At 63.1% G+C, this 23,639-nt stretch carries 20 protein-coding genes and 2 pseudogenes; 9 read left to right on the plus strand and 13 right to left on the minus strand.

Going from position 1 to position 23,639, the window contains the following annotated elements:
- Nucleotides 1-21: 21 nt before the first annotated feature.
- Nucleotides 22-1,224: a pyridoxal phosphate-dependent aminotransferase gene (locus tag EG244_RS05830; RefSeq protein ID WP_124964071.1), complete on the minus strand. Its 1,203-nt coding sequence runs from the start codon at nucleotides 1,222-1,224 to the stop codon at nucleotides 22-24.
- Nucleotides 1,225-1,384: 160 nt separating this feature from the next.
- Here EG244_RS05830 and EG244_RS05835 point away from each other — a divergent pair, with 160 nt between their 5' ends.
- The gene (locus EG244_RS05835) at nucleotides 1,385-1,660 is read left to right on the plus strand and encodes an FAD assembly factor SdhE (protein ID WP_124964072.1); all 276 of its coding nucleotides are present in this window, start codon (nucleotides 1,385-1,387) and stop codon (nucleotides 1,658-1,660) included.
- Between the two features lie 71 nt (nucleotides 1,661-1,731).
- Nucleotides 1,732-2,229: a MarR family winged helix-turn-helix transcriptional regulator gene (locus EG244_RS05840; RefSeq protein ID WP_124964073.1), complete on the plus strand. Its 498-nt coding sequence runs from the start codon at nucleotides 1,732-1,734 to the stop codon at nucleotides 2,227-2,229.
- On the opposite strand, the gene EG244_RS05845 is transcribed toward EG244_RS05840, so the two are convergent.
- On the minus strand, nucleotides 2,223-2,855 hold the full coding sequence (locus EG244_RS05845) for a COQ9 family protein (RefSeq protein WP_124964074.1): 633 nt from the start codon (nucleotides 2,853-2,855) through the stop codon (nucleotides 2,223-2,225). The genes EG244_RS05840 and EG244_RS05845 overlap by 7 nt on opposite strands.
- A 112-nt stretch (nucleotides 2,856-2,967) precedes the next feature.
- On the opposite strand from EG244_RS05845, the gene rpsU reads away from it, so the two are divergent.
- A complete protein-coding gene (gene rpsU, locus EG244_RS05850) occupies nucleotides 2,968-3,174 on the plus strand; it encodes a 30S ribosomal protein S21 (RefSeq protein WP_124964075.1) in 207 nt (68 codons plus the stop codon).
- 810 nt (nucleotides 3,175-3,984) lie between these two features.
- Nucleotides 3,985-5,553 (plus strand): 2-isopropylmalate synthase, encoded by a 1,569-nt coding sequence (locus EG244_RS05855; protein WP_124964076.1) that lies wholly within the window; start codon nucleotides 3,985-3,987, stop codon nucleotides 5,551-5,553.
- A gap of 423 nt (nucleotides 5,554-5,976) precedes the next feature.
- On the opposite strand, the pseudogene EG244_RS21435 reads toward EG244_RS05855, so the two are convergent.
- The 8 genes and pseudogenes from EG244_RS21435 to secA all read right to left on the minus strand — a co-directional run.
- Nucleotides 5,977-6,166, minus strand: a pseudogene (locus EG244_RS21435) (IS5/IS1182 family transposase); the annotation flags it as partial.
- A 161-nt stretch (nucleotides 6,167-6,327) separates the two neighbouring features.
- A complete protein-coding gene (locus tag EG244_RS05860; protein ID WP_124964099.1) occupies nucleotides 6,328-7,281 on the minus strand; it encodes a 2-hydroxyacid dehydrogenase in 954 nt (317 codons plus the stop codon).
- A 2-nt stretch (nucleotides 7,282-7,283) separates the two neighbouring features.
- Nucleotides 7,284-7,619 carry a tRNA-binding protein gene (locus tag EG244_RS05865; protein WP_124964077.1) on the minus strand — a complete coding sequence of 112 codons (336 nt, stop codon included), beginning with the start codon at nucleotides 7,617-7,619 and terminating at the stop codon, nucleotides 7,284-7,286.
- Complete coding sequence (gene proC / locus EG244_RS05870) at nucleotides 7,616-8,428, minus strand: pyrroline-5-carboxylate reductase (RefSeq protein WP_124964078.1); 813 nt, start codon at nucleotides 8,426-8,428, stop codon at nucleotides 7,616-7,618. The genes EG244_RS05865 and proC overlap by 4 nt, the downstream gene beginning before the upstream one ends.
- 60 nt (nucleotides 8,429-8,488) lie before the next feature.
- On the minus strand, nucleotides 8,489-8,992 hold the full coding sequence (locus EG244_RS05875; protein ID WP_124964079.1) for a type III secretion system chaperone family protein: 504 nt from the start codon (nucleotides 8,990-8,992) through the stop codon (nucleotides 8,489-8,491).
- Between the two features lie 336 nt (nucleotides 8,993-9,328).
- Nucleotides 9,329-10,780, minus strand: a complete 1,452-nt coding sequence (locus EG244_RS05880) for an OmpA family protein (RefSeq protein WP_124964080.1) — start codon at nucleotides 10,778-10,780, stop codon at nucleotides 9,329-9,331.
- Between the two features lie 20 nt (nucleotides 10,781-10,800).
- Entirely contained in the window at nucleotides 10,801-11,754 is a 954-nt protein-coding gene (locus EG244_RS05885) for a hypothetical protein (protein WP_124964081.1), read from the minus strand.
- A 130-nt stretch (nucleotides 11,755-11,884) separates the two neighbouring features.
- Nucleotides 11,885-14,569 carry a preprotein translocase subunit SecA gene (gene secA, locus EG244_RS05890; RefSeq protein WP_124964082.1) on the minus strand — a complete coding sequence of 895 codons (2,685 nt, stop codon included), beginning with the start codon at nucleotides 14,567-14,569 and terminating at the stop codon, nucleotides 11,885-11,887.
- Between the two features lie 193 nt (nucleotides 14,570-14,762).
- Between secA and EG244_RS05895 the strand changes: the two genes are divergently transcribed.
- The 4 genes and pseudogenes from EG244_RS05895 to EG244_RS20850 form a co-directional block, all read left to right on the plus strand.
- A complete protein-coding gene (locus EG244_RS05895) occupies nucleotides 14,763-15,599 on the plus strand; it encodes a peptidylprolyl isomerase (RefSeq protein ID WP_124964083.1) in 837 nt (278 codons plus the stop codon).
- 7 nt (nucleotides 15,600-15,606) lie between these two features.
- Nucleotides 15,607-16,983: a bifunctional glutamate N-acetyltransferase/amino-acid acetyltransferase ArgJ gene (gene argJ, locus EG244_RS05900; protein WP_124964084.1), complete on the plus strand. Its 1,377-nt coding sequence runs from the start codon at nucleotides 15,607-15,609 to the stop codon at nucleotides 16,981-16,983.
- An 85-nt stretch (nucleotides 16,984-17,068) separates the two neighbouring features.
- Nucleotides 17,069-17,467, plus strand: a complete 399-nt coding sequence (gene mutT, locus EG244_RS05905; RefSeq protein ID WP_124964085.1) for an 8-oxo-dGTP diphosphatase MutT — start codon at nucleotides 17,069-17,071, stop codon at nucleotides 17,465-17,467.
- 140 nt (nucleotides 17,468-17,607) lie between these two features.
- Nucleotides 17,608-18,010 (plus strand): annotated as a pseudogene (locus EG244_RS20850) (IS5/IS1182 family transposase); the annotation flags it as partial.
- 6 nt (nucleotides 18,011-18,016) lie between these two features.
- On the opposite strand, the gene trpE reads toward EG244_RS20850, so the two are convergent.
- The 3 genes from trpE to EG244_RS05920 all read right to left on the minus strand — a co-directional run bounded on the left by trpE (nucleotide 18,017) and on the right by EG244_RS05920 (nucleotide 22,666).
- A complete protein-coding gene (gene trpE / locus EG244_RS05910) occupies nucleotides 18,017-19,525 on the minus strand; it encodes an anthranilate synthase component I (RefSeq protein WP_124964086.1) in 1,509 nt (502 codons plus the stop codon).
- A 26-nt stretch (nucleotides 19,526-19,551) separates the two neighbouring features.
- The gene (locus tag EG244_RS05915; protein ID WP_124964087.1) at nucleotides 19,552-21,396 is read right to left on the minus strand and encodes a peptidylprolyl isomerase; all 1,845 of its coding nucleotides are present in this window, start codon (nucleotides 21,394-21,396) and stop codon (nucleotides 19,552-19,554) included.
- Between the two features lie 82 nt (nucleotides 21,397-21,478).
- Nucleotides 21,479-22,666 (minus strand): aminotransferase, encoded by a 1,188-nt coding sequence (locus EG244_RS05920; RefSeq protein WP_124964088.1) that lies wholly within the window; start codon nucleotides 22,664-22,666, stop codon nucleotides 21,479-21,481.
- A 192-nt stretch (nucleotides 22,667-22,858) separates the two neighbouring features.
- Here EG244_RS05920 and EG244_RS05925 point away from each other — a divergent pair, with 192 nt between their 5' ends.
- Nucleotides 22,859-23,446: a hypothetical protein gene (locus EG244_RS05925; protein ID WP_124964089.1), complete on the plus strand. Its 588-nt coding sequence runs from the start codon at nucleotides 22,859-22,861 to the stop codon at nucleotides 23,444-23,446.
- Nucleotides 23,447-23,639: the final 193 nt, after the last annotated feature.

Genomic DNA, 23,639 nt, shown 5'->3' on the forward strand with positions numbered 1-23,639 from the left:
TCCGTCGGATCTCTGAAAGGCTTATTTCAGGCCTTTGCAGAAGGTCTGAATGCGGGTGCAGGCATCGACCAGGATCTCATCCGAGGTCGCATAGCTGACGCGGAACGCCGGGCTGAGGCCGAAGGCCGCGCCGAAGACCACCGCCACGCCGGTTTCTTCCAGCAGCGCATTGGCGAAATCTTCGTCGTTTTCGATTTTCACGCCCGAGGCAGAGGTTTTGCCGATGCAGCCATTGATGGTCGGATAGACGTAGAAAGCGCCTTCCGGAACCGGGCAGATCACGCCAGGGGCCTCGTTGAGCATCTTCACCACCAGATCGCGGCGGCGCTGGAAGACTTTGCGCGATTCGACGATGTAATCCTGCGGGCCGTTCAGCGCCTCAGTGGCGGCTTCCTGGCTGATCGACGAGGGGTTCGAGGTCGATTGCGACTGGATCTTGCCCATGGCCTTGATCAGCTCTTCCGGACCCGCGGCATAGCCAATGCGCCAGCCGGTCATGGCATAGGCTTTCGAGACGCCATTGCAGGTCAGGGTGCGGTCGTAAAGGCCAGGCTCAACCTGAGCGGGGGTGACGAATTCGAAATCGTCAAACACCAGATGCTCATACATGTCATCGGTCATGACCCAGACATGCGGGTGACGCATCAGAACATCGGTCAGGGCCTTCAGCTCAGCGCGGGTATAGCCCGCACCCGTCGGGTTCGACGGCGAGTTGAAGATGAACCATTTGGTCTTCGGCGTGATCGCGGCTTCCAGCTGCTCAGGGGTCAGCTTGTAGCCGGTCTGCGCCGGGCATTCGACCGAGACCGGGGTGCCGCCCGCCAGCAGAACCATATCCGGGTAAGACACCCAGTAAGGCGCCGGGATCAGAACCTCATCGCCGGGGTTCATGGTGGCCACGAGGGCGTTATAAAGGATCTGCTTGCCGCCGGTGCCAACGGTCACCTGCGAGGGCTTATAGGTCAGACCGTTCTCGCGCTCAAATTTTGCGCAGATCGCGGCTTTCAGCGCCGGGGTGCCGTCAACGGCGGTATATTTGGTTTTGCCCGCATCAATCGCGCGTTTCGCAGCATCTTTGATGTTCTGCGGCGTGTCGAAGTCAGGCTCGCCTGCCGACAGCGCGATCACGTCGCGCCCCTGGGCAGTCAGCTCACGCGCCTTGTTCGAAATCGCGATGGTGGCAGACGGTTTCACGCGGGCAAGCGTCTCGGAGAGGAAGGACATGATCGGCCTCGGTTTGAACTTTCCGAGACGATCTCATAGGACCACGGGGGAAACGGTTCAAGGCTTATCGCCCCCAGGCCCCCTGCAATGCCCCGGGCCCCTTGCGCACTGCCTGCTTTGACGCCATTCAGGGCGCCGTCGCCATTCCGAGGGGAGCCCCATGTCCGAACTTCACGAACACCGCCTCAAGCGGCTTTCCATGCGCTCCTGGCGGCGCGGCACCAAAGAGATGGATCTGGTGCTCGGGCCCTGGTCGGATGTGCATCTGGCGGATCTGAGTGGCGCGAAACTCGACACCTATGAGCAGCTTCTGGATGAGAACGATCAGGACCTTCTCCCTTGGGTTCTCGGCCAGGCGGAGGCCCCGGAGGCGCTGCGCGATCTGATCGCGGAGATCGGCGTCTTTGCCCGGGCGCGGCTTCGCGCACATCACTGACGCGCGGTTTACCCTATCCTGGACATTTGCGGTGATTCTGCCTGAACTTTCGCGTTCAGCCGGAGTCCTCCATGTCGTTTCAAAGCCGCGTTCCCGATCCCTCCGTCCGCGGGTTGATGCCCGGATATCTTGAAAACCTTGCCCTGGTGGAAAGGCTTCACCGCCTGCTGCTGGACGTCATCAAAGATGAATTTGAACGGCTGGGCATGCTGGAGATCAACTCCGTCCAGGCCCTGCTGCTCTTCAACATCGGCGAGAATGAGGTAACGGCCGGAGAGTTGAAAACCCGCGGCTATTACCAGGGCTCCAACGTCAGCTATAATCTGAAAAAGCTGGTGGAACTGGGCTATATGCACCACCAGCGGTCTGAGATTGACCGCCGCTCAGTCCGGGTCCGGCTAACCGACAAGGGCCGCGAAGTGCGCATCCTGATGCATGAGCTTTTCGCCCGCCACGCAGAAAGTCTGGTGGCCCGCAGTATCGTGAACCCCGATTCGATGGAGACGGTCAACTCAGCCCTGCGCCGGATGGAGCGCTACTGGACTGAGCAGATCCGGTATATTTACTGAACGCCGGGCCGCGCGGTTGCACGTTTCAAAATGCGCAGAGGGACCGTCAGCGGATTTTTCCGCAGATCTGCCTTGGCCTGCTCAAACCGCATCACCGAGGCGATGCGGCGGTCGAGAAAGCCCCGGGTGTCCGCCGCGCCTTCACTCTCATCACCCAGCCAGTAAAGAACGGTTGCGCCATAGACCGCTGAAAGCGTGGCGCGCTTGGAGTAATGGCTGAAGCCCGTGGCGCTGTCTCCGGCGAGTTTCCAGATCAGATCCGCCGTCTGCCAGATGGCCGAAGCCCCCTCTGCCGCCAGATGCGGCAGCGCCAGAAGCGCGCTGGCCGCCCGCACGACATCACGGTCACCGGCAGCCTCGAGGCGCATCATGACCAGTTCAGTGATTCGCTCGCGAAACCGCAAAGCGCTGAGATCGATCTGAGCCGCTTTGTCGCGCAGCGCTTCATCGCCCAGGCGATGCGCGGTCAGCGCCAGATCTGCGCCGCCGCGCGGCATATGCACGCGCGCGAGGGCCGGATCGATGCCAATATCGCGGGCAGCGGCCGCCAGAGTCGCATCCGACCAGCCATCAAATGGCACGTGATCCAGTGCCGCCCGTGCCAGTTTTGCTTTCAGCCCGGTCATCTCAGCCTCCGCTTTGCAGACCGGCAGGGTAGACAACTTCCCCGCCTTTTGCTATAGGCGCCAGGCCTGCACATTCAGTGCAACTCAAACCTAGAAAGGTGGTGAAAACCACATGCAGGTCAGCGTTCGCGACAATAACGTCGATCAGGCCCTCCGGGCTCTGAAGAAAAAGCTCCAGCGCGAAGGCGTCTTCCGCGAAATGAAGCTCAAGCAGCATTTCGAGAAACCGTCCGTCAAAAAAGCCCGTGAGCAAGCCGAAGCGATCCGCCGTGCGCGTAAACTCGCGCGCAAGAAAGCGCAGCGCGAAGGCGCTCTCTGAGCGATTTCGAACACTGGGTGACTTAGGTCACCGATGGTGAACCCCCAGGGCCTGGCCTTCGGGGGTTTTTCATTGCCCGATCCTGTCCGCTCGGCCCCCAAAAACATCGGACAGACCCCTGGCACTCCCAGCCCCGCCCGGAAGAATATTTCCTCAGCACGGCATCCGGACCGCCAGAGCCGCGCGTCTTTCGTCCGGAACGTTCTCAGACTGCCCCGGGCTTTAAGTGCCGCAAGGCAGACCATCCTGTGCCGCCAGCATATGCCTCTCTTCGTCAGAATCGCCCCGGTCGACCCGCGCCTGCCCGATCTGCCCTTCCTCAATCGGCGTCATACCGCGCCATTTCAGGGCATCCCTGCAGCAGAGCGAAATAGTCTGACGAACAGGCCCCTGGCCACCTGCCGCAAAATCAGTCTCCGACATCTTTGACGAAACACATCACCGGCGCACAGCCCGCCCGGGAAAAGCCGTCCCGCAGCAGGCAGCGATCCGCACCGGCATGCCTCAGTCTGCCTCCCCCGCCGGTGCCTCCCGGGAGACGCATGTCCCGCAACGCCTGCAGGCTGAGCCGAAAATTCGAAAAATTTAGCGCGTTGAAAAGCAATATTCGGTCTTTTCAACCGCATCAGGCTGAGTATAGTTCCAGGTATGACACGGGACCAACATATCGCGCATGCCGGCACTCCCGCCGCGCTCAGCCTCTCCCGGGGTCTGCTTCTTCTTACGCTCCTCTGAGCGTGCCCACGGGCGCGACCGCTCAGAGGTGACCAGCGCCCGAAGACAGAAGCAAAACCCAAAGGAGTTCAGGCGATGACCGATCAACCCCGCGTAATCATTTTTGACACCACTCTGCGTGACGGCGAACAATCGCCCGGCGCGACCATGACCCATGCTGAAAAGCTGGAAATCGCGGGCCTGCTCGATGAGATGGGCGTCGACGTGATTGAGGCCGGTTTCCCGATCGCCTCGGAGGGCGATTTCGCCGCCGTTTCCGAAATCGCAAAGCGCAGCAAAAACTCGACCATCTGCGGGCTGTCGCGCGCCAATTTCAAAGACATCGACCGCTGCTGGGAAGCGGTGCGCAGCGCCGCCAAACCGCGCATCCATACCTTTATCGGCACCTCGCCGCTGCATCGCGCGATCCCGAACCTCAATATGGACCAGATGGCTGATCTGATCCATCAGACCGTCACCCATGCCCGCAATCTCTGCGAGGATGTGCAGTGGTCGGCAATGGATGCCACCCGCACGGAACGCGACTATCTCTGCCGCGTGGTGGAAATTGCGATCAAAGCGGGTGCGACGACCATCAATATCCCCGACACCGTGGGCTATACCTATCCCTTTGAATCGGCTGAAATCATCCGCATGCTGCTGGAAAAAGTTCCCGGCGCGGATGAGGTGATTTTCGCCACCCACTGCCACAATGACCTCGGCATGGCGACCGCCAACTCGCTGGCCGCCGTGGAGGCTGGTGCCCGCCAGATCGAATGCACCATCAACGGTCTGGGCGAGCGCGCGGGCAATACGGCGCTGGAAGAAGTCGTCATGGCGATGCGCGTGCGCAACGACATCCTGCCCTACCGCACCGGCATCGACACCACCAAAATCATGAACCTGAGCCGCCGTGTCTCGGCCGTCTCCGGCTTCCCGGTGCAGTTCAACAAAGCCGTGGTCGGCAAAAACGCCTTCCTGCACGAATCGGGCATCCATCAGGACGGCGTGCTGAAGAACGTCGAAACCTTTGAGATCATGAAGCCCGAAGACATCGGCCTGACCGCGAAGAACATCGCGATGGGCAAACACTCGGGCCGCGCCGCTCTGCGCTCGAAGATGAAAGACCTCGGCTTTGAGCTGGCCGACAACCAGCTGAACGATGTCTTCGTTCGCTTCAAGGCGCTCGCGGACCGCAAGAAGGAAGTCTATGACGACGATCTGGTCGCTCTGGTCGCGGATCAGGCTGCCAATACCGAAAGCGACACCCTGAAGCTGAAGCGGCTGCGCGTGATCTCCGGCACCGAAGGCCCGCAGGAAGCCGAGATCACCCTGGTGATCGAGGGTGTTGAGAAAAGCACCGATGCCACCGGCGATGGTTCCGTCGATGCGACCTTCAACGCAATCAAAGCCCTGTGGCCCCATCAGGCCAATCTGCAGCTCTATCAGGTGGGTGCCGTCACCGAAGGCACCGACGCCCAGGCCACAGTCTCTGTGCGCCTTGAGGAAGACGGCTTCGTCTCGATGGGGCACGGCTCAGATACTGACACCATTGTGGCTTCCGCCAAGGCCTATCTGAATGCGCTGAACCGCCTGGCAACCCGGCGCGCGAAGGGTACCCCGGGCGCAGATGTGAAGATCATCGCCTATCACGACAAAGTCTGATCTTTGCCGCAACGACATAAAGAGCCGCGGCCGGTAACCGGGCGCGGCTCTTGTTTTTGGCTTTTCTCAGAACAAAGCCTTCAGCCAGCCAAATGCATCGCGGTTCGAACGCCACTGCGGCCGCGATAGCCGCGATCGACACCGACAGTTCGGGGCGCTGGTCGGTGAGGATTTCGCCCTGCTTCAGCGCCCGCAAAGCCTATGACCGTCATAGGGTTACCGACAAAGCGGCGCATGCGGGGCACAAGGCCCTCATCGAGGCTGGTGGCAATGCTGAGTTTACAGCCGAACCCCTAGCGCACCCGTGCCTTGCCCTTTGCGATGCAGTCCACTTCGGGGCGTGCAGAGCATAGATCCTGCCATCGCCCCTGGGATCAGCGCCAGCCTGGCGGAGGTCGCCTAGGGGGAGATCCGGCAGAAGACGGCGTGCTGCAGATAAAGCACCCCGGCCACCAGCCGCGGTGGGGCGGAAAGAAGCCGGAGTATTCCCGCTCAAACACCTCCCGGTCGATCATGGCGGTCAGTTTCACCAGCTCATGCCGTGGATCGACTATATCGACCAGGCGGGGCGAAGAAGGTCATCCTGTTCTTCAGCGCGAGGACCATGCTTCATGGTCGGAGCCGAACCTGCAGGGTTTCGAAAGAAAATATTCGAAACCCTGCAATGAAATACGTGAAAAATCACGCAGATTTAACACAAAAACAAGCGTTTACGGATTATTCAAGGCTAGGATTTAAGAGAAACCAAAGTCCGCGAAGCCTCGTCTTTTGCTGTCAGACCGGTGTGGAGAGCGGGCGGTCGGCGGCGAAATCGGCGATATTTTGCAGCGCAAGGCGGCCCATGTCTTCGCGCACTTCGAGAACCGAGGTGCCGAGATGCGGCAGGAGCGTCACATTGTCGAGGGCGCGGAGGGCGTCAGGGATGGCGGGCTCAAACTCATAGACGTCGAGGCCCGCGCCGGCGATGCAGCGCGCCTGCAGCGCCTTGATGAGGGCGCTTTCGTCGATGATATCGCCGCGGGCGATATTGATGAGGATGCCCTGTGGCGGCATGGCGGCAAGGGCTGTCTCATCGATCAGATGGCGGGTGGCGGGGCTGGCGGGGACGGCGATCACGACGAAGTCAGAGCGCATCGCCTCTCTCAGGGTGCCAAGCTGCGTGGCGGGCAGGCCGGGATCGGGGACCGCAGAGCGGTTGAAGAAGCGCACCTCCATGCCAAAGCCGTAATGCGCGCGTTTGGCGATGGCTTTGCCGATGCGGCCCATGCCGATGATGCTGAGGGTTTTGCCGCTGACATGCTGGCCGAGCATCTGGGTGGGCTGCCAGCCGGTCCAGGTGCCGGAGCGGGCGAGGCGCTCGCCTTCGGCCGCGCGGCGGGCGGTCATCAGCAGAAGCGTCATACCGATGTCGGCGGTGGCATCGGTGACGGCGCCGGGGGTATTGGTGACCGCGATCCCGGCGGCTTTGGCGGCCTGCGTCGCGATATGGTTATAGCCGACGCCGAAATTGGCGATCAGGCGGCAGCGGGGGCTTTGACCTGCGGCTTTGATGGCGGCGGCGGAGAAGCTGTCGCCCAGGGTGCAGAGGATGGCGTCATAGCTTTGCAGCGCGGCGCTGACCTCTGCTTCGGTCATCGGCGTGGTTTCGCGGCGCAGGGTGACATCGTAAAGGCTGCGGGCCTCAGCCTCGATACGCTCGGGCAGGGTTCGACTGATCAGGAGCTTCAGCATCAGAAGAGTTTCACTCCGTCCGGGACCGGCATGTCGGGTTGCACGAGGATCACATCGCCCTGGGCGTCGGGCAGGCCGAGGACCAGAACCTCGGAGAGGAATTTGCCGATCTGTCGCGGAGGGAAGTTGACGACGGCCAGCACCTGGCGGCCGATCAGGCTCTCAGTGGTGTAATGCGCCGTCAGCTGCGCGGAGGAGCGTTTGACGCCGATCCCGGGGCCGAAATCGACCTGCAGTTTGATCGCGGGTTTGCGGGCTTCCGGATAGGGTTCGGCCGCGATGATGCGGCCGGAGCGGATGTCGACCTTCTCAAATTCCTCCCATGAGATGGTCATTTTCCGAGGGCCCTTCCGCGGTCGGCCGCGGCTTTGACGGCGCGTTTGAGAAGCGGCGGGAAGCCGGTCCCGGGCTCCATCAGCACCTCAAGGGCGGCGGCGGTGGTGCCGCCGGGGGAGGTGACATTGATGCGCAGTTGCGCAGCACTTTCAGGGGCCTGGCGGGCCAGCTCTCCCGCGCCGATGATGGTGGCGCGGGCAAGCTGCATGGCCATTTCCGGCGGCAGCCCCTCAGCCTCACCTGCGGCGGCCAGCGCCTCGATCAGGTGAAAGACATAGGCCGGGCCGGAGCCCGAGACGGCGGTGACCGCATCGATCTGGGCCTCGGTCTCAAGGCGGACGACCTGACCCACAGCACTGAGAAGCGCCTCTGCGGTGTCGACATGGGCGGCTGTGGCATGGGCATTGCCGATGATGGCGGTGATGCCACGGCCCACCGCAGCAGGCGTATTGGGCATCGAGCGCACGATGGGGGTGGCGCCGCCCAGCACGGCCTCATAGGCGGCGATGGTGGTGCCTGCGGCCACGGAGACAAAGAGCGTGCGCCCGCCGCCATAGCTTTGCAGTTGCGGCAGTGCCGCGCCCATCATCTGCGGCTTGACCGCCACCAGGACCACGGCGGGATCGGCAGGCAGAGGCGCGTTGATCTGCACGCCCTGGGCCTTCAGCCAGTCAGAGGGATGGGGATCGACGGCGTAGACAGCATCCGGGGCAAGGCCCCGGGCCAGCCAGCCCTGCAGCAGGGCCGAGCCCATTTTACCCGCGCCAAGCAGCACGAGGCCGCGTTGCGAAATCTCTGAGAAATCCATCTCTTGCCCCTCTGGTCGCACGGGCTCAGCCTAAGCGCGCGACCGGCGAGGGGCAAGGGCTCAGGCGCGGCCCCAGGCGTCGGCCATGGCGATCTTCAGCGCGTCATCGGGCGACTGACCGCCCCAGGAGACAAGCTGGAAGGCCGGGTAGAAACGCTCTGCCGCACCCACCGCCGAGCGGATCATACGGTCAAGCTGATCCATGCTGGCACCATGGCCGGGGCTGAGGATCAGCCCATACCGCCAGACCATCATCTTCTGGTCCGACCACCAGTTGAACGAGCCCGTCCAGCAGTCATCATTCACGCGGTTGAGCATGTTGAGGAGTTCCGCCTCGCGGCCCTCAGGAGGCTCCATCTCGAAGGTGCACAGAAGGCGCAGCGTCTCATCGCGCTCTGACCAGGCCAGGGTCAGCGCATAGCTGCGCCACTGCCCGTCCACCGTCATGGCGATCTGATCATCCGTCACCCGGTCGAAATCCCAGGCGTGATGCGCGGCCAGCGACTCAACCATGTCGATCGGGTGCAGGTCATCGTGGAAGTCGAAGTCTTCGGCAATCGCCACGGGAGGTCCTTCCCCTGAAAAGAATCGCGCCGACCACCCATACTACCAGGCTCTCAGCCGCCGCGATCCGCAACATCATGTGGGATATTACTAGATATGGTGGCAGTCGGTGGAAACCCTGTAAAGCAAAACATCGGGGGACAGTTTCCAGAATTCTGTGGACAAGACTTCGGATAACCCCGGGAGTGAAAAAAAGCGGTCCCAGCCCGCGAAAACCCGCCGAAATGGCGCGAATCCGGGGCCGGAACCGCTTGTACCGCGTCCGGTGAGGGGGGCAGAGTCGAAGGTGAGAACTGTCCCCAGGAAAGTGAGCCCCTGGGGAAAACGGGGATAACTTTACGGCGCGGGCAGCAGCCAGATCTCAACACGCCGGTTCAGGGCGCGGCCCTCGGGGCTGTCGTCGCAGGCGATGGGCAGAGCTTCGCCCAAGCCCGCCTCAGCGGTTTCGGGGCGCGGGCGACCCTCGGGCAGGCCCGCTTCAAAGAGGCGGCGCTGTGCTGCGGCCATGGCGGCGGAGGCTTTGCGATTGGCCGGGCCCTTGCCCGCCGAGGGGGTGAAGCCCGCGAAGAGAAGGCTGTGGCCCCGGAAGGCTCCGGCATCGCTGAGCGCGATCAGCGCCTCCATGGCGGCGCGGCCATCGCTGTCGGGGGCGCCGCTGCTGTCATAGCGGATGGTCAGCGGAAGACGGCGACCGGGGGACAACAGCTCCACCGCCTCCTGCAGATCCTGAAGGCTGACATCGGGGTTGCGCACGCGCAGCGCATTACTGAGCCGGGTGCCCTGGCCTGTCAGGGGCAGCGCTTCAGCCATCGGGGCCCCGGTCACGACGCGGCTGGTCGCGAAATCTGCGAAGCGGCGCGCCTCAGCGGGCAGACGGCGGCCCGCGCCCTGCCAGAGCAGCGTGACCGCGAGGGGGTGCTCTCCGGCGGCCAGGGCGAAGGGCGAGGCATCGCGGATCAGCCCGCAACTGTCGGCCACCGCGCGCTCGACCAGCCCCTCAGGCAGGGGGGCGGGCAGCAGGGCCAGACCCCAGGGATCCCGCTTCAGCGCCGCAACCACCGCCGCCGTATCCGCGGAGGTTTGCGGGGCAAAGCGGGTAGGACCAAAGCGGTCGAGGGCCGCGAGATCGGCAAAGCGGCCCGCGCTGTGCCAGACCAGGGGGTGCCCGCTGCCGGTCAGGGCGCTCCAGTTGCCGTCCGTGCTGCGGGCTTTGCGCAGCGCCTCGCGGGTCAGAATGCCCTGGGGCGCATCGGGGGCCGAGGCCAGCACCAGCGGCAGGCGGGCAACCGGGCGACCCGTGGCGCGCCCGCCGCCCGCAGGCGGCAGCACCAGGGCGGCATCGGCCTCTCCCGCGGCCAGAGCCGCTGTGAGATCAGTCGCGGGCGCAAGGCGGCGCAGATGCAGCCGCGCTGTGCCGTCCGGGCCTGCCAGGGTGTGACGGGGACCGGCAGAGCTGAGCGTCAGCCCCTCCTGCTCGCCCCAGGCTGTGAGGAGCGGCAGGAGCAGGTGATCGCCAAGGGTCTCATCCGCCATCACGCGCAGCTCGGGGGCAAAGCTTTGTAGTTCCGGGCAGCCAGGTCCCTCGCAGTCTACGGCGGCGGCCTCCAGCGTCAGGCGGCCCCAGCGGCTGTCAAGGCGGTAGGTCTCACCATCAAAAGAGACCAGCGTGCCGGAGACCTCCATCGGGCCGGAGCGGGCGCGGAGCGTCACATCGTCAGCAAGGGCAGGACCCGGAGCGGATACGAAAAACGCGGCGGAAATTACCGCCGCGCGAAACAGGGAAGCCATAAGATATCCAGCACGCCGGGTCAGTTGGCGGCAAGTTTCTCCGGGCTGACGGGATTTGGCAAGACCAGGAATTCCCCGGTCGCGGTGCAGTCCGGCATCGAGATCGACAGCTCGCGCACCAGAAGCTTGCCGCCGCTGAATTGCAGGGTTTCGGCGGGCATCTCACGGCCACAGCTTTGCGGCGTGACGGCGGCCTCCAGCGAAAAGGCAATCGCGCTGTCGGCGGCGGCCTGCCCTTTGGGCCAGGTGTAAACCTCTGCCATCAGCGGACGCTCGGCTGAGGGATCGCCCAGCACCGAGATGAAATGCCCCTCTTCCGAGCCACGACCGGGGTTGATCGCGGAAAGATGCCAGACGCTGTCGTAATCCGCACCCGGCGTCAGGGCGTGCAGCGAGAAGGCATCGCCCTCCATCCATTGCACGGCAAAGCGGTCGAAATCATCCAGGCCTTCGATCTCAACGGATTGCGAAATCGAGGTGCCGTCGGCAAAGTCCATCCGCACCTCTGCCGGGGCGGTAAAGGCCGGGACAGAGGCGATCAGCGTGCCCGCCTGCGAGGTTTGGCCGGTGATGACCAGACCGCCGTGGCGGATCACCACGCGCTCATTCGGGCGGCAGGGGGCCAGCAGCCCCAGATCCAGCATCGCACCGGCCTGAGGGATCAGCGCCATATCTTCGCGGCAGTCGGCGATGACAGGGCTGTCCGCGAGAGGCGCGTCGAGACTGCTGTCTGCTGTCTGCTCTATGATGACCGGAGCAGAGGTGACCACCGCAGCCGGGGCGGCGGGTTCAGCGCGGGCGGGTTCAACGCGGGCGGCGGCTGCGGGGGCCGGGTCTGCGGCGGGGACAGCCGCGGCCGCCATCTGCACAGGGGCGGCGGGCCCGCCTTTATCACCTGCCATCTGCAGCGCGACGAAGGACACCGCCGTTACGGTGACAATGGCCCCTACGCGGATCATCTGTTGCTTCGTCATGGCCCGACCTCTCCCGCTCCCTTTACGATCTCTCAACCTTCTGAGCCGCGAAAGCGGCAAGACAATGGCGGGCCGGGGGAAAGATTCCGCCCGGCCCGCCTGAAAGCTTCACAATGCCGCCGCAGTTGTCTCAGTCGAGACGGCCGTGGCAGTGCTTGAACTTCTCTCCCGAACCGCAGGGGCAGAGATCGTTGCGGCTGGGGTTACCCCAGGTCGCGGGATCGGCCTCATCAAAACCCGGTGCAGCGGCGGGGGCTTCCGGCTCCGGAGCGGGGGCGGCAAGACCCTGCTGCTGGGCCAGCATCTGACGCATCATCTGCTCGCGCTCTTCATCCGAGAGCGGGCGGATGCGCGAGAGGTGCTGGGTGACATCACCGCGCAGCGCCTCAAGCATCGTCTCAAAGAGAGCAAAGGCTTCGGTCTTATATTCGTTCAGCGGATCGCGCTGTGCATAGCCGCGGAAGTGAATGACCGAGCGCAGATGATCGAGGCGCAGAATATGCTCACGCCATTTCGCGTCAATCGCCTGGAGCAGAACCTGCTTTTGAATATCGCGCATGGTCTCCGCGCCGAAAGCCGCGACTTTTTCAGCCATCATGCTTTCCGAGGCCTCGATCAGGCGGTCCGTCATGGCCTGCTGATCAACGCCGTCTTCGCGGGCCCAGTCCGCAATCGGCGGATCCATGGTCAGCTTTTCGCGCAGAGCTTCGGCCAGACCATCCATGTTCCACTGATCGGGGAAGGTCTTCGGCGGCATATACTGATCGACCAGATCTTCGATGACCTGAACGCGCATATCCTCAACGATCTCGCCCAGATCTTCGGCCTGCATGATATCGAGACGCTGGCTGAAGATCGCTTTACGCTGATCGTTCATCACATCGTCGTATTTCAGCAGCTGCTTGCGGATGTCGAAGTTGCGGGCCTCAACCTTGGCCTGCGCCTTCTCCAGCGATTTGTTGACCCAGGGGTGAACGATCGCCTCGCCTTCTTTCATGCCCAGCGTCGAGAGCATCTTATCGAGACGCTCCGAGCCGAAGATGCGCATCAGATCGTCATCAAGCGACAGATAGAACGCCGAGCGGCCCGGATCCCCCTGACGGCCCGAACGGCCGCGCAGCTGGTTGTCGATCCGGCGCGATTCGTGACGCTCGGTCGCCAGAACGAAGAGACCGCCTGCGGCTTTGACTTCCGCCTCAGCGGCTTCATGCTCAGCCTCAATCTGCGCGCGGATCGCATCGGGATCGGCTTCGGGGTTCGCGGCGATGGCTTCCATCACTTTGAACTCAACATTGCCGCCGAGTTTAATATCGGTGCCGCGACCGGCCATATTGGTCGCAATCGTCACCGCGCCGAGTTTACCGGCATCGGCCACAATCTGGGCCTCCTGCTCGTGCTGACGCGCGTTCAGCACGTTATGCGGAACCCCGGCTTCGGTCAGCATGGCCGAGAGCATCTCGGATTTTTCGATCGAGGTGGTGCCCACCAGCATCGGCTGGCCGGTGGCATGGCCCTTTTTGATCTCTTCGACGATGGCTTTGTATTTCTCCGCCGCCGAGCGGTAGACGGCATCATGCTCATCTTTGCGCTGCACGGGGCGGTTGGTCGGCACTTCGACCACGCCGAGTCGATAAATCTCGGCAAATTCCTCAGCTTCCGTCGCCGCCGTCCCGGTCATGCCCGAGAGTTTGTCGTAAAGGCGGAAGTAGTTCTGGAAGGTCACCGAGGCGAGGGTCGTGTTCTCCGGCTGGATCTGCACGTTCTCTTTGGCCTCAATCGCCTGATGCAGACCTTCCGACAGACGGCGGCCCTTCATCATCCGACCGGTGAATTCGTCGATCAGCATGACCTCACCGTCACGGACGATGTAATGCTGGTCTTTGAGGTAAAGTTTATGCGACCGCAGCGCCTGGGTCATATGGTGAACCAGCGAGGTGCTTTCGGGATCATAAAGCGACTGCCCCTCGGGCAGCAGGCCGATTTCCAGCAGTTTGTTCTCAACGAACTCATTGCCCTCTTCGGTCCAGGTCACCGAGCGCTGTTTCTCATCAAGCTTGTAATGCTCTTCCACGACCAGCGGGATCAGAACATCCACGGCCTTATAAAGATCCGAGCGGTCCTGCGAGGGGCCCGAGATGATCAGCGGCGTGCGCGCCTCATCGATCAGGATCGAGTCGACCTCATCGACGATCGCAAAGAAGTGACCACGCTGGGCCATTTCTTCAACGCGCATCTTCATATTGTCGCGCAGATAATCGAAGCCCAGCTCGTTGTTGGTGGCATAGGTGATATCGCAGGCATAGGCCGCGCGCTTCTCATCCTCGGGCTGCCAGGGCACGACCACACCGGTCGAAAGACCCAGAGCGCCGTAAACCTTGCTCATCCATTCCGCGTCACGCTTTGCCAGATAATCGTTGACGGTGACGACATGAACGCCCTTGCCCGCAAGCGCGTTCAGATAGGCCGGGAAGGTCGCGACAAGGGTCTTGCCCTCACCGGTCTTCATCTCAGCAATATTGCCCTGATGCAGGAAAACGCCGCCCATCAGCTGGGTGTCAAAGGCGCGCAGGCCAATGGCCCGGCGTGCGCCTTCACGGCAGTTTGCAAAGGCTTCCGGCAAAATCTCATCCAGCGAGGCACCCTTGGCCACGCGGGCTTTCAGCTCTTCGGTTTTGTCGATCAGCCCCTGATCCGACAACGCCTTAAACTCGGGCTCAAGCGCGTTGATCTGTGCGACCAGCGGGCGAACTGACTTCACCAGGCGGTCATTCGGCGAGCCGAACATTTTGCGCGCCAGTGCTCCGAATCCCAGCATATTATCTCGTCTCCTCTGAACGGCTGAGCCGTTCGTGATGCGTCCGCCACGACGCCGGACTTGCTCCGCTTCCCGCCCTTGCCTAGAAGAAGCACAAAGGGCACGCGGTCCGGCATTGCGACCTTCGCGATGTAAGTGGCCGTCTGCAAGGTGTCAACGCCGCCGACCTGTGCGGTTTGGGGAGAAAAGACCGATGAAAATGCGCGCATGCGGCTTCGCACTGGCCCTTCTGGCCACCACAGCCGCCCTTCCGGCCCTGGCGCAGGACGCCTCGACCGTTGTTGCTACGGTGAATGGTCAGGAAATTACGCTGGGTCACCTTTCCGTGCTTCGCGACCAGCTCTCCGAGCAATATCGCCAGCTGCCCGACGATGTTCTTTTCAAAGGCCTGCTTGATCAGGTGATCCAGCAGACCGCGCTGGCCACCGAAGGCGAGAGCCTGATCGCCAAACGCGATGAGCTGACCCTTGAGAACGACCGCCGCGCTTATCTGGCGGGCCTCGCGCTGCAGACCGCCGTGAAAGCCGCAGTGACCGATGAGGAACTGCAAAAAGCCTGGGACGCCCGTTATAAAGATGCGGCACCGGCGACTGAGTATAACGCCTCGCATATCCTCGTGGCCGAGGAAGAAGAGGCGAAGAAGCTGAAGGCCGAGCTCGACAATGGTGCCGATTTCGCGGAACTCGCCCGTGCCCATTCGACCGACGGCTCGGCTCAGGGCGGCGGCTCGCTGGGTTGGTTTGGCCTTGGAATGATGGTAAAGCCCTTTGAAGACGCGGTGCTGGCCCTCAAGGCGGGCGAAATCTCGGCTCCGGTGCAGACCCAGTTCGGCTGGCATATCGTCAAACTGAATGAGACCCGTCAGGCCGAAACCCCAAAGCTCGAAGACGTCAAAGCCGAGCTGACCATGGAGCTGGAACAGGCCGCCGTGGATGACAAAATCAAAGCGGCCGAAGCGGCTGCGAAGATTGAGCGGAAGTCGGACGGGATCGATCCTGCGATCCTTAAATCTGACCTCTTCAAGAACTGAGGGCGCCATGGCCGGCAAAGACTGGAAGTCGCGGGCGAAGGCTCTGAAGAAAAAACTTAAAAAACTCAAAGACCAGGTGGAGGCTCAGGCCTCCCCCCCGGTCGCTGCGGGCGCGGTCTGCGCACCTGCAGCGGCAGCGAAAAAGGCCCACCCGGTCTCGCCGCTTGCCCCGGCCGCTTTCCCCGATCTGCCGGAAATCGCCGGAGTGGACTTCGCCGCCGCAGCAGCAGGCGTGCGCTACAAGGGCCGCACCGATGTGATGCTGGCGCGCCTCGCCCCCGGCACGGCAATTGCGGGCGCCTTTACGCGCTCCTCAACCCGCGCCGCCTGCGTGCTCGACGCCCAGGCGAAGCTCTCGCCCAAAGACAGCACTGAGGGCGCAGCGATCCTCGTGAACTCCGGGAATGCCAATGCCTTCACCGGCGCTGCGGGCCAGGCCTCCGTGGATGCCATCGCCAAAGCCGTCAGCGAAAAGCTCGGCCTTCCCGCCGCGCGCGTCTTCACCTCCTCCACCGGGGTGATCGGCGAGCCGCTGCCACATGAAAAAATCGTCGAAGCGCTGGACGGCCTCAGTACGACCCTCGACGCCAAAGGCATCACCGCCGCGGCGCGCGCCATCATGACCACCGACACCTTCCCCAAGGGCGCCTCAGCCACCCTGCAGGGCGAAGGCGGCGAAATCCGAATCTCCGGCATCGCCAAAGGCTCGGGGATGATCGCGCCCGATATGGCGACGATGCTGGTCTATATCTTTACGGATGCGAAAATCGCGCCGGCGCTTTTGCAAAAGATGCTCAGCCGCCAGGTGGATGAGACCTTCAACTGCATCACGGTCGACAGTGACACCTCCACCTCCGACGCGCTGATCCTTGCAGCCACCGGCAAATCGCCGGCAGCTCCGATCACCGATATGCGCTCAAAAGTGGCAAAGGATTTCGATGCCGCGCTGAAATCAGTCATGCTCGATCTGGCAAAACAGGTCGTGCGCGACGGTGAAGGTGCGTCAAAATTCATCGAAATCCGCGTCACCGGTGCTGCGGATGCACAGGATGCCCACCGGGTCGCCATGGCGATTGCGAATTCACCCCTCGTGAAAACCGCAATCGCGGGCGAGGATGCAAACTGGGGCCGCGTCGTGATGGCCGTCGGTAAATCCGGCGCAAAGGCCGACCGCGATCTTCTTTCCATCCGTTTTGGCGATATTCTCGTGGCCGAAAAAGGCTGGCGGAACCCGAAGTACTCCGAGGCAGAAACCTCTGCCTATATGAAAAATGATGACCTTGTCCTCAGCGTTGATCTGGGCCTCGGCAGTGCATCGCGTACCGTCTGGACCTGTGACCTGACCCATGGCTACATCGACATCAACGCCGATTACCGCTCCTGACGCCACCGCGGCTTTGGCTTTTAAAAATACTCCGGGGGTCCGGGGGCAGCGCCCCCGGCCTTCGCATTTCAGGGACAGCGATAAGATGAAACTGGTTCTGGTCTCGGCCGTTGCGCTGATCGATACAGATGGCCGCGTGCTGCTGGCGCAGCGTCCCGAAGGGAAATCCCTCGCCGGGCTCTGGGAGTTCCCCGGCGGCAAGGTCGAAAAGGGAGAGACCCCGGAAGAGGCTCTGATCCGCGAGCTGAAGGAAGAACTGGGGATCGATACCTGGTCCTCCTGCCTCGCTCCGCTGACCTTTGCCTCACATCATTATGAAAACTTCCATCTGCTGATGCCGCTTTTCGTCTGCCGCCGCTGGCAGGGCACCCCTGAGCCGCGCGAAGGGCAGGTGCTGAAATGGGTGGCCCCGACGGCACTGAAGGACTATCCGATGCCGCCGGCGGATATCCCGCTGATCCCCATTCTGCGCGACTGGCTCTGAGTGATAAAGCCGGGGGAGGGCTGTCTGCCCTCCCCGGACCCCACCCGAGAGTATTCAGGTCGTCCTGAACAATCCGTAAGTGTTTGTATTTATGTACAATCAGCGCGATTTTTCTCACATTTCATTGCAGGGCTCCGACCATGAAGCATGGTCCTCGCGCCGAAGAACAGGATGATCTTTTCATCCCCGCCTGGTCGATCTGATCAATCCGCGGCATGAGCGGGTGAAACTGGCCGGTATGATCGACCGGGATCTGTTCGAGCCGGAATGCTCCGGCTTCTTCCCGCCCCACTGCGGCCGTCCTGCGACGTCACCGCGGCTGTTGGCGGGTTGCTTTATCTGCAGCACGCCTCGGATGAGGCGGTGGTGGCCCGCCAGGTTGAGCCCCCCCTGCGATCAGCATTTCACCGGAGAGGTTTTCTTCAGCACCGCCCTTCGATTGAGCCCGCCTCTCTGACCCGCTGGCGCGGTCGGATTGGGGAGAAGGGCGTTGAGTGGCTGCTGACACAGACTCTTCGTGCGGGGCAGGCGCGCGGCGCGCTCACCGTCTCAGTGATTGCCGCGCCGAACAAAAAGCCCCGCATCCTGCGCCGCGCGCCGGAGGGCTCCGGATTTATTCACCGTCTCTTCAAATTCCGCTTCCGGGTCGCTGTCGTAAACAACACCGCCCCCGGCCTGGATATACATGGTCTCGTCTTTCACCACCGCCGTGCGCAGCGCGATGCAGAAGTCCATCTCACCATTGGCGGCGAAATAGCCGACGCCGCCGCCATAAACGCCGCGCTTTTCCGGCTCCAGCTCGTCGATGATCTCCATGGCCCGCACCTTGGGCGCGCCGGAGACCGTCCCTGCCGGAAGCCCCGCCAGCAGCGCCGAAAGCGCATCCTCACCCTCGGCAATCTCGCCCACAACGTTGGAGACGATATGCATGACGTGGGAATAGCGCTCGATGATGAACTTCTCGGTCGGACGCACCGTGCCAATCTTTGCCACCCGGCCTACGTCATTGCGCCCCAGATCCAGCAGCATCAGATGTTCGGCCAGCTCTTTGGGATCCGACAGCAGATCGGCCTCCAAAGCCTTGTCCTCTGCCTCATTGGCCCCCCGCTTGCGGGTTCCGGCGATCGGGCGGACCGTCACCTCCCCCTCGCGCAGACGCACCAGAATCTCGGGGCTGGCCCCGACCACCTGGAAGCCGCCGAAGTTGAAGAAGAACATGAAGGGCGACGGATTGGTCCGGCGCAGCGAGCGGTAAAGCGCGAAGGGCGGCAGCGGGAAATCCAGCGACCAGCGCTGGCTCGGCACGCATTGGAAGATATCGCCCGCTTTAATGTAATCCTTGGCCTTCAGCACAGCGGCCTTATAGCCCTCGGGCGTGAAGTTCGACCGCAGCTCACCAACCTGCGCCACTTCGCCCAGATCGCGCGGCGCCGCCGGTGCGCGGTCGAGATCCTTCAGCGCATCCATCACCCGCTCTGCCGCCTGGGCATAGGCCGCCCGCGCCGAAAGGCCCGAGGCCACCCAGGCCGGGGCGACCAGAGTCACCTCACCCTTCACCCCGTCGAGAACCGCAATCACCGAAGGCCGCATCAGCACCGCATCGGGCAGGCCCAGGGTGTCTTGCGGCACATTCGGCAGATGCTCGACCAGACGGATCATATCATAGCCCAGATAGCCAAAGAGCCCCGCCGCGATCGGCGGCAGTGCCGGCGGCATATCAATGGCGCAATCCGCGATCAGCGCGCGCAGGGTCTCAAGGGGATGACCCTCCAGATCCTCAAAGGCATTGGCCTCATAGCGGGCCTGGCGGTTGATGCGGCTCTGCGCGCCGTGGCACTGCCAGATCAGATCGGGCTTCATGCCGACCACCGAATAGCGGCCGCGGATCTCCCCGCCGGTCACCGATTCCAGCATGAAAGTATCCGAGCGCGCTTCCGCGAGCTTCAGCATCAGCGAGACCGGCGTGTCGAGATCTGCCGCAAGCCGGGTCCAGACGACCTGGTTCCTGCCCTCATTCCAGCCTTTTTCAAAAGCGTCGAAACCAGGAACCAGTGTCATGTCGGTCAGCCTTCTACAGTCAGATTTCAGCGCATCTGCGCATGGACGGCTTCAATCGCCGCCTGATCGAGCGAGATATCCGCCCCTGTTTCCAGTGCCGCTGCCAGCAGCGCAAAGGCATCCTGCCCCATGTCCTGGCCGATCTGCGACGAGACGGTCGAGACCAGCAGACGGGCCTCTTCGCTGTCGTGATCCGCCTTGCGGATGGTGTCGAGGCGCAGAACGGCGGTGAAATCGCCGGCGCTGACGGTGGTCAGATCCCCTTCGGCCTGCAGCGCGAAGACATCCGCCAGCAGCGAGGCAGGGGCGCCGTCAACACGACCGCCGCGCGGCATATCGCTGTGCACCTCAACAACGCCGAGGCTGGCCGGATCGGCACCTTCGGTGATCGCTTTTTGCAGCTCAGCGGCGCGCGCCGCGAGCGCCTCACGCTCGGCAGCGGCAAAGGCCGCGGCTTTCGCCTGCTCGCTCACCGCGTCCAGCGGCTGAAGCGCGGGCGCGTCGATGCCGTCGAGGCGCAGCGCCACAAGGCTGCCGTCTTCCAGAAGGAAGCCATGCGCAAAGTCACGCTCGCCTGCCTCCAGCGCCTTGGCGCGGAAGGCGGGATAGGCGGCCAGACCTTCATCGCTGTCGGCGGTCAATTGCATGCTGCCGAGGGTCATGCCGGCTTCTTTTGCGGCATCCTCCAGGGTCACGCCACCGGCCAGAATGTCTTCCAGCTCGTTGACGCGGGTGGCAATGGCGCGGCGGGCCGCATCCTGCGCAAACTCCGAGACCAGATCGGCTTTCGCCTGCTCAAAGGTCACTTCTTCGGCCGCAAGAACCGCGTTCATCCGGAAGAGTGCCGGGCCCAGCGGGGTCGGCAGCGGGCCTGCCACGCCAGGCGCGGTGAGAGCAAACACGCCCTCGGCCGCTTCGCCCAGATCGTCGCGGCTCAGATCGCCCAGATCGATGTCGTTCAGCGTCAGGCCACGCTCGGTCACCAGGTCATCAAACGTCACGCTGCCCGCATCAAGACGGGCCTTTGCGGCCTCTGCGGCAGCCTGATCGGGATAGATCAGCCGCTCAACCAGACGACGCTCGGGCTGGACGTAGTCGGACAGACGCTGCTCATAGAGCCGGCGCAGTTCAGCCTCATCCACCTCAGTGGTCCTGGCCACATCATCGGTCATCAGGGTGATATAGGTGATGCGGCGGGTTTCCGGCTTGGTGAACTCCGCGGGATGCGCGTCATACCAGGCCTTCACTGCAGCCGCATCCGGGGTCGCCACCGGCGCGGGCAGGTTTTCGGCGCTCAGACGCAGCAGGCTGAAGCTGCGGCGCTCTTCGATGTAATCAAGGAAAGTCGAGGCCGCGACATCCGAGCCGGGCATCCCCGCGACCACAGCGGTCTGCAGAAGGCCCCGGGCCAGATCCCGGCGCATCCGGCCTTCAAACTCAGCTTCCGACCAGCCGTTGTCGCGCAGCATACCGCTGTAGGCCCCGCGGTCGAACTGGCCATTGGCCCCGGCAAACGAGGGGGTCAGGCGGATCTCCGTCGCAAGACGCTGATCGCCGGCCGAAATCCCGATGCGCTTCGCTTCGGCATCAAGCACGCCCTGCGTCACCAGACGCTGGCGCACCGCACCGTCAAAGCCAAAGGCCGCAGCTTCATTGAAGCTCAGCGGCTTGCCCGTCTGCGCAGAAAGCGCATTCAGATCCGAGCGCAAAGCCCGGAAATACTCAGTGGTCGAGATATCCTCGCCCGAGACCGAGCCGATGTTGCGCACATTGCCGCCGAAATTGCTGACGCCAAACCCGCTGAGGCCAATGATGAGCAATGCCATCAGAACCCAGACGAACAGCTGTCCCGCCTTGCCACCCTTCGCCATCAACCCCTCCGGTCTGAAAACTTTCCGTTTGTCTAAGGGTTGCAGCCTGCCGGAGCAATCCCTTAGCCATGTCAGCGCCGGTTCAACGGCGCGTCAGCGTCAGCCGCGCGAGGCGCGAGGCCATCTCCTGCAGCCCCGCAGCATCGCAATTGGCGAAGGCGATCCGCATCTGTCCATGGGCCTCTGCCGCGCCTTCGGGGTTAAACATCGTGCCCGGCAGCATCAGGATGCCCTGCTGTGCAAGGATCGCCCTGGCGATCTCCGGCCCCCTGCCCGCAAAGGGATGGCGCGCATAGGCAAAGAATGCCCCGGCCCCCATCAGCTCCCAGCCCGGCAGATCGGCCATGGCAGCTTCCACGGCACGGCGGCGGTTCAGGATTTCCTGACGCTCGCCCTCAACCCAGGGCCCAAGGTTCCGCATCCCCCAAAGCGCTGCGATCTGGCCCAGCTGCCCCGGGCAGATCGCCACGGTATCAAGGAATTTCTCCACCTCAGCCATCCGCGCCTCTGAGGCGACGATGGCCCCCACGCGGTGCCCGGTCAGGCGATATGCCTTTGAAAAGCTGTAAAGCTGCACCAGAACATCCGACCAGTCCGGATCCATGAAAAGATCATGCACCCGACCGTCACGGCTGTCGAAATCGCGGTAGGTCTCATCGACGATCAGCGTGATGCCGCGCGCGCGGCAGAGATCGCGAAACGCAGCCATCGTCTCAGCGGGATATTCCGCGCCGCCCGGATTATTGGGCGAGACCAGAACAATCGCGCGGGTGCGATCGGTGATCAGCCGCGCGGCGGCCTCTGCCTCAGGGATCAGCCCCGCACCAGGGGTCAGCGGAACGGCCTTCACGCCCTGCATATCGAGCCACATCTTGTGGTTGAAATACCACGGCACGGTCAGGATCACCTCATCGCCGGGGGCGGCCAGGGTGGCCAGGACGGCGCAGAAGGCCTGATTGCACCCCTGGGTGATCGCCACCTGCGCGGCGGTGATCTGCCCCGCATAGGCCTGCGACCACTGCTGCGCGATCTCTGCGCGCAACTCATCCATGCCCAGAACCGCACCATAAAGATGCGCCGCCGGCAGGTTCAGGGCCGCATCCGCAATCGCCTGGCGCAGCGGCAGCGGCGGCACATCCGTGGGCGCCGCCTGCGAGACATTGATCAGCGACAGCCCGGCGGGCAGCACCGTGGACGCCCGCCAGCGGTGCGCCTCCATCACCGGCGGGGCAAAAGTGGCGGCCATGGCGGGATTCAGCGGACGGATCATCAGTCAGGTCTCCTGTATCAGGGCAAATTGCCCCCGGACCCGCGTCTCTGCAAGAGCGATCTGCACCCCTTCCGGAACCACCCTGCGGGTCGAAGGCTTGTCGCAGGGGGCGGAAATCGCCGTGCCTTTGCGCAACTTCGTTGCCCGAAGCCCGGGCATCCGCTATCCCAAAGCTGTCTGCCGGAGAGTTACATGACCCGTTTTCGTCTGCCCGCCGCCCTGATGATCGCAGCCCTGGCCCTCTCGGCCTGCGAAACCCGCACCGGGCTGACCCCGCCGCCGGCCATGCTGACCCAGCATTTCAAGCTCGGCCACGCGGTGGTGATCGCCGAAAACGCGACCAAAGCGCCGATCTCACGCGATGCCACTTCCGCGCAGCTTGAGGCCGCGGTCAGCAAAGCGGTGAAAGACCGCTTCACCCGCCTCGATGGCAATGCCTTCTATCACCTGGGCATCAATGTTGACGGCTATGCCCTGGCGCCCCCCGGTGTGCCGCTGGTCGTCTCGCCGAAATCGGTGATGATCGTCTCGGTCACGCTGATGTCGGACACCGCGGGCGGCAAAAAGCTGAACGAAAAGCCCGAACAGCTCACCGTTTTTGAGACGCTTTCTGCGGGCACGGCCATCGGCTCGGGCCTGACGAAATCCGCCGAAGAGCAGCTTGAGAACCTCGCCTTCAACACCGCGCTGGCGATCGAAGACTGGCTCGGTAAAAACCCGCAGTTCTTCGATCCGAGCGCAAAACCCCTCGTCCGGGAAGCCGGCGCTGCGGCTCAGTAAGCATAACGCGGCTGAATCACGTCAGTTTTTTCCACAACGCCTTGAAAATCCGCGGCGGCAGGGATAAATGCGCCGTGGTATTGAATCGGGCCGTCCGTTTCTTGCGGCGGCCCCCTTGAATGGGGATGGCCGCAATATGGCGAAGTCCAAGTTTGAACGGAACAAACCGCACGTCAACATCGGCACCATCGGC

Source organism: Falsigemmobacter faecalis (genome assembly GCF_003863335.1).
GTDB lineage: Bacteria > Pseudomonadota > Alphaproteobacteria > Rhodobacterales > Rhodobacteraceae > Wagnerdoeblera > Wagnerdoeblera faecalis.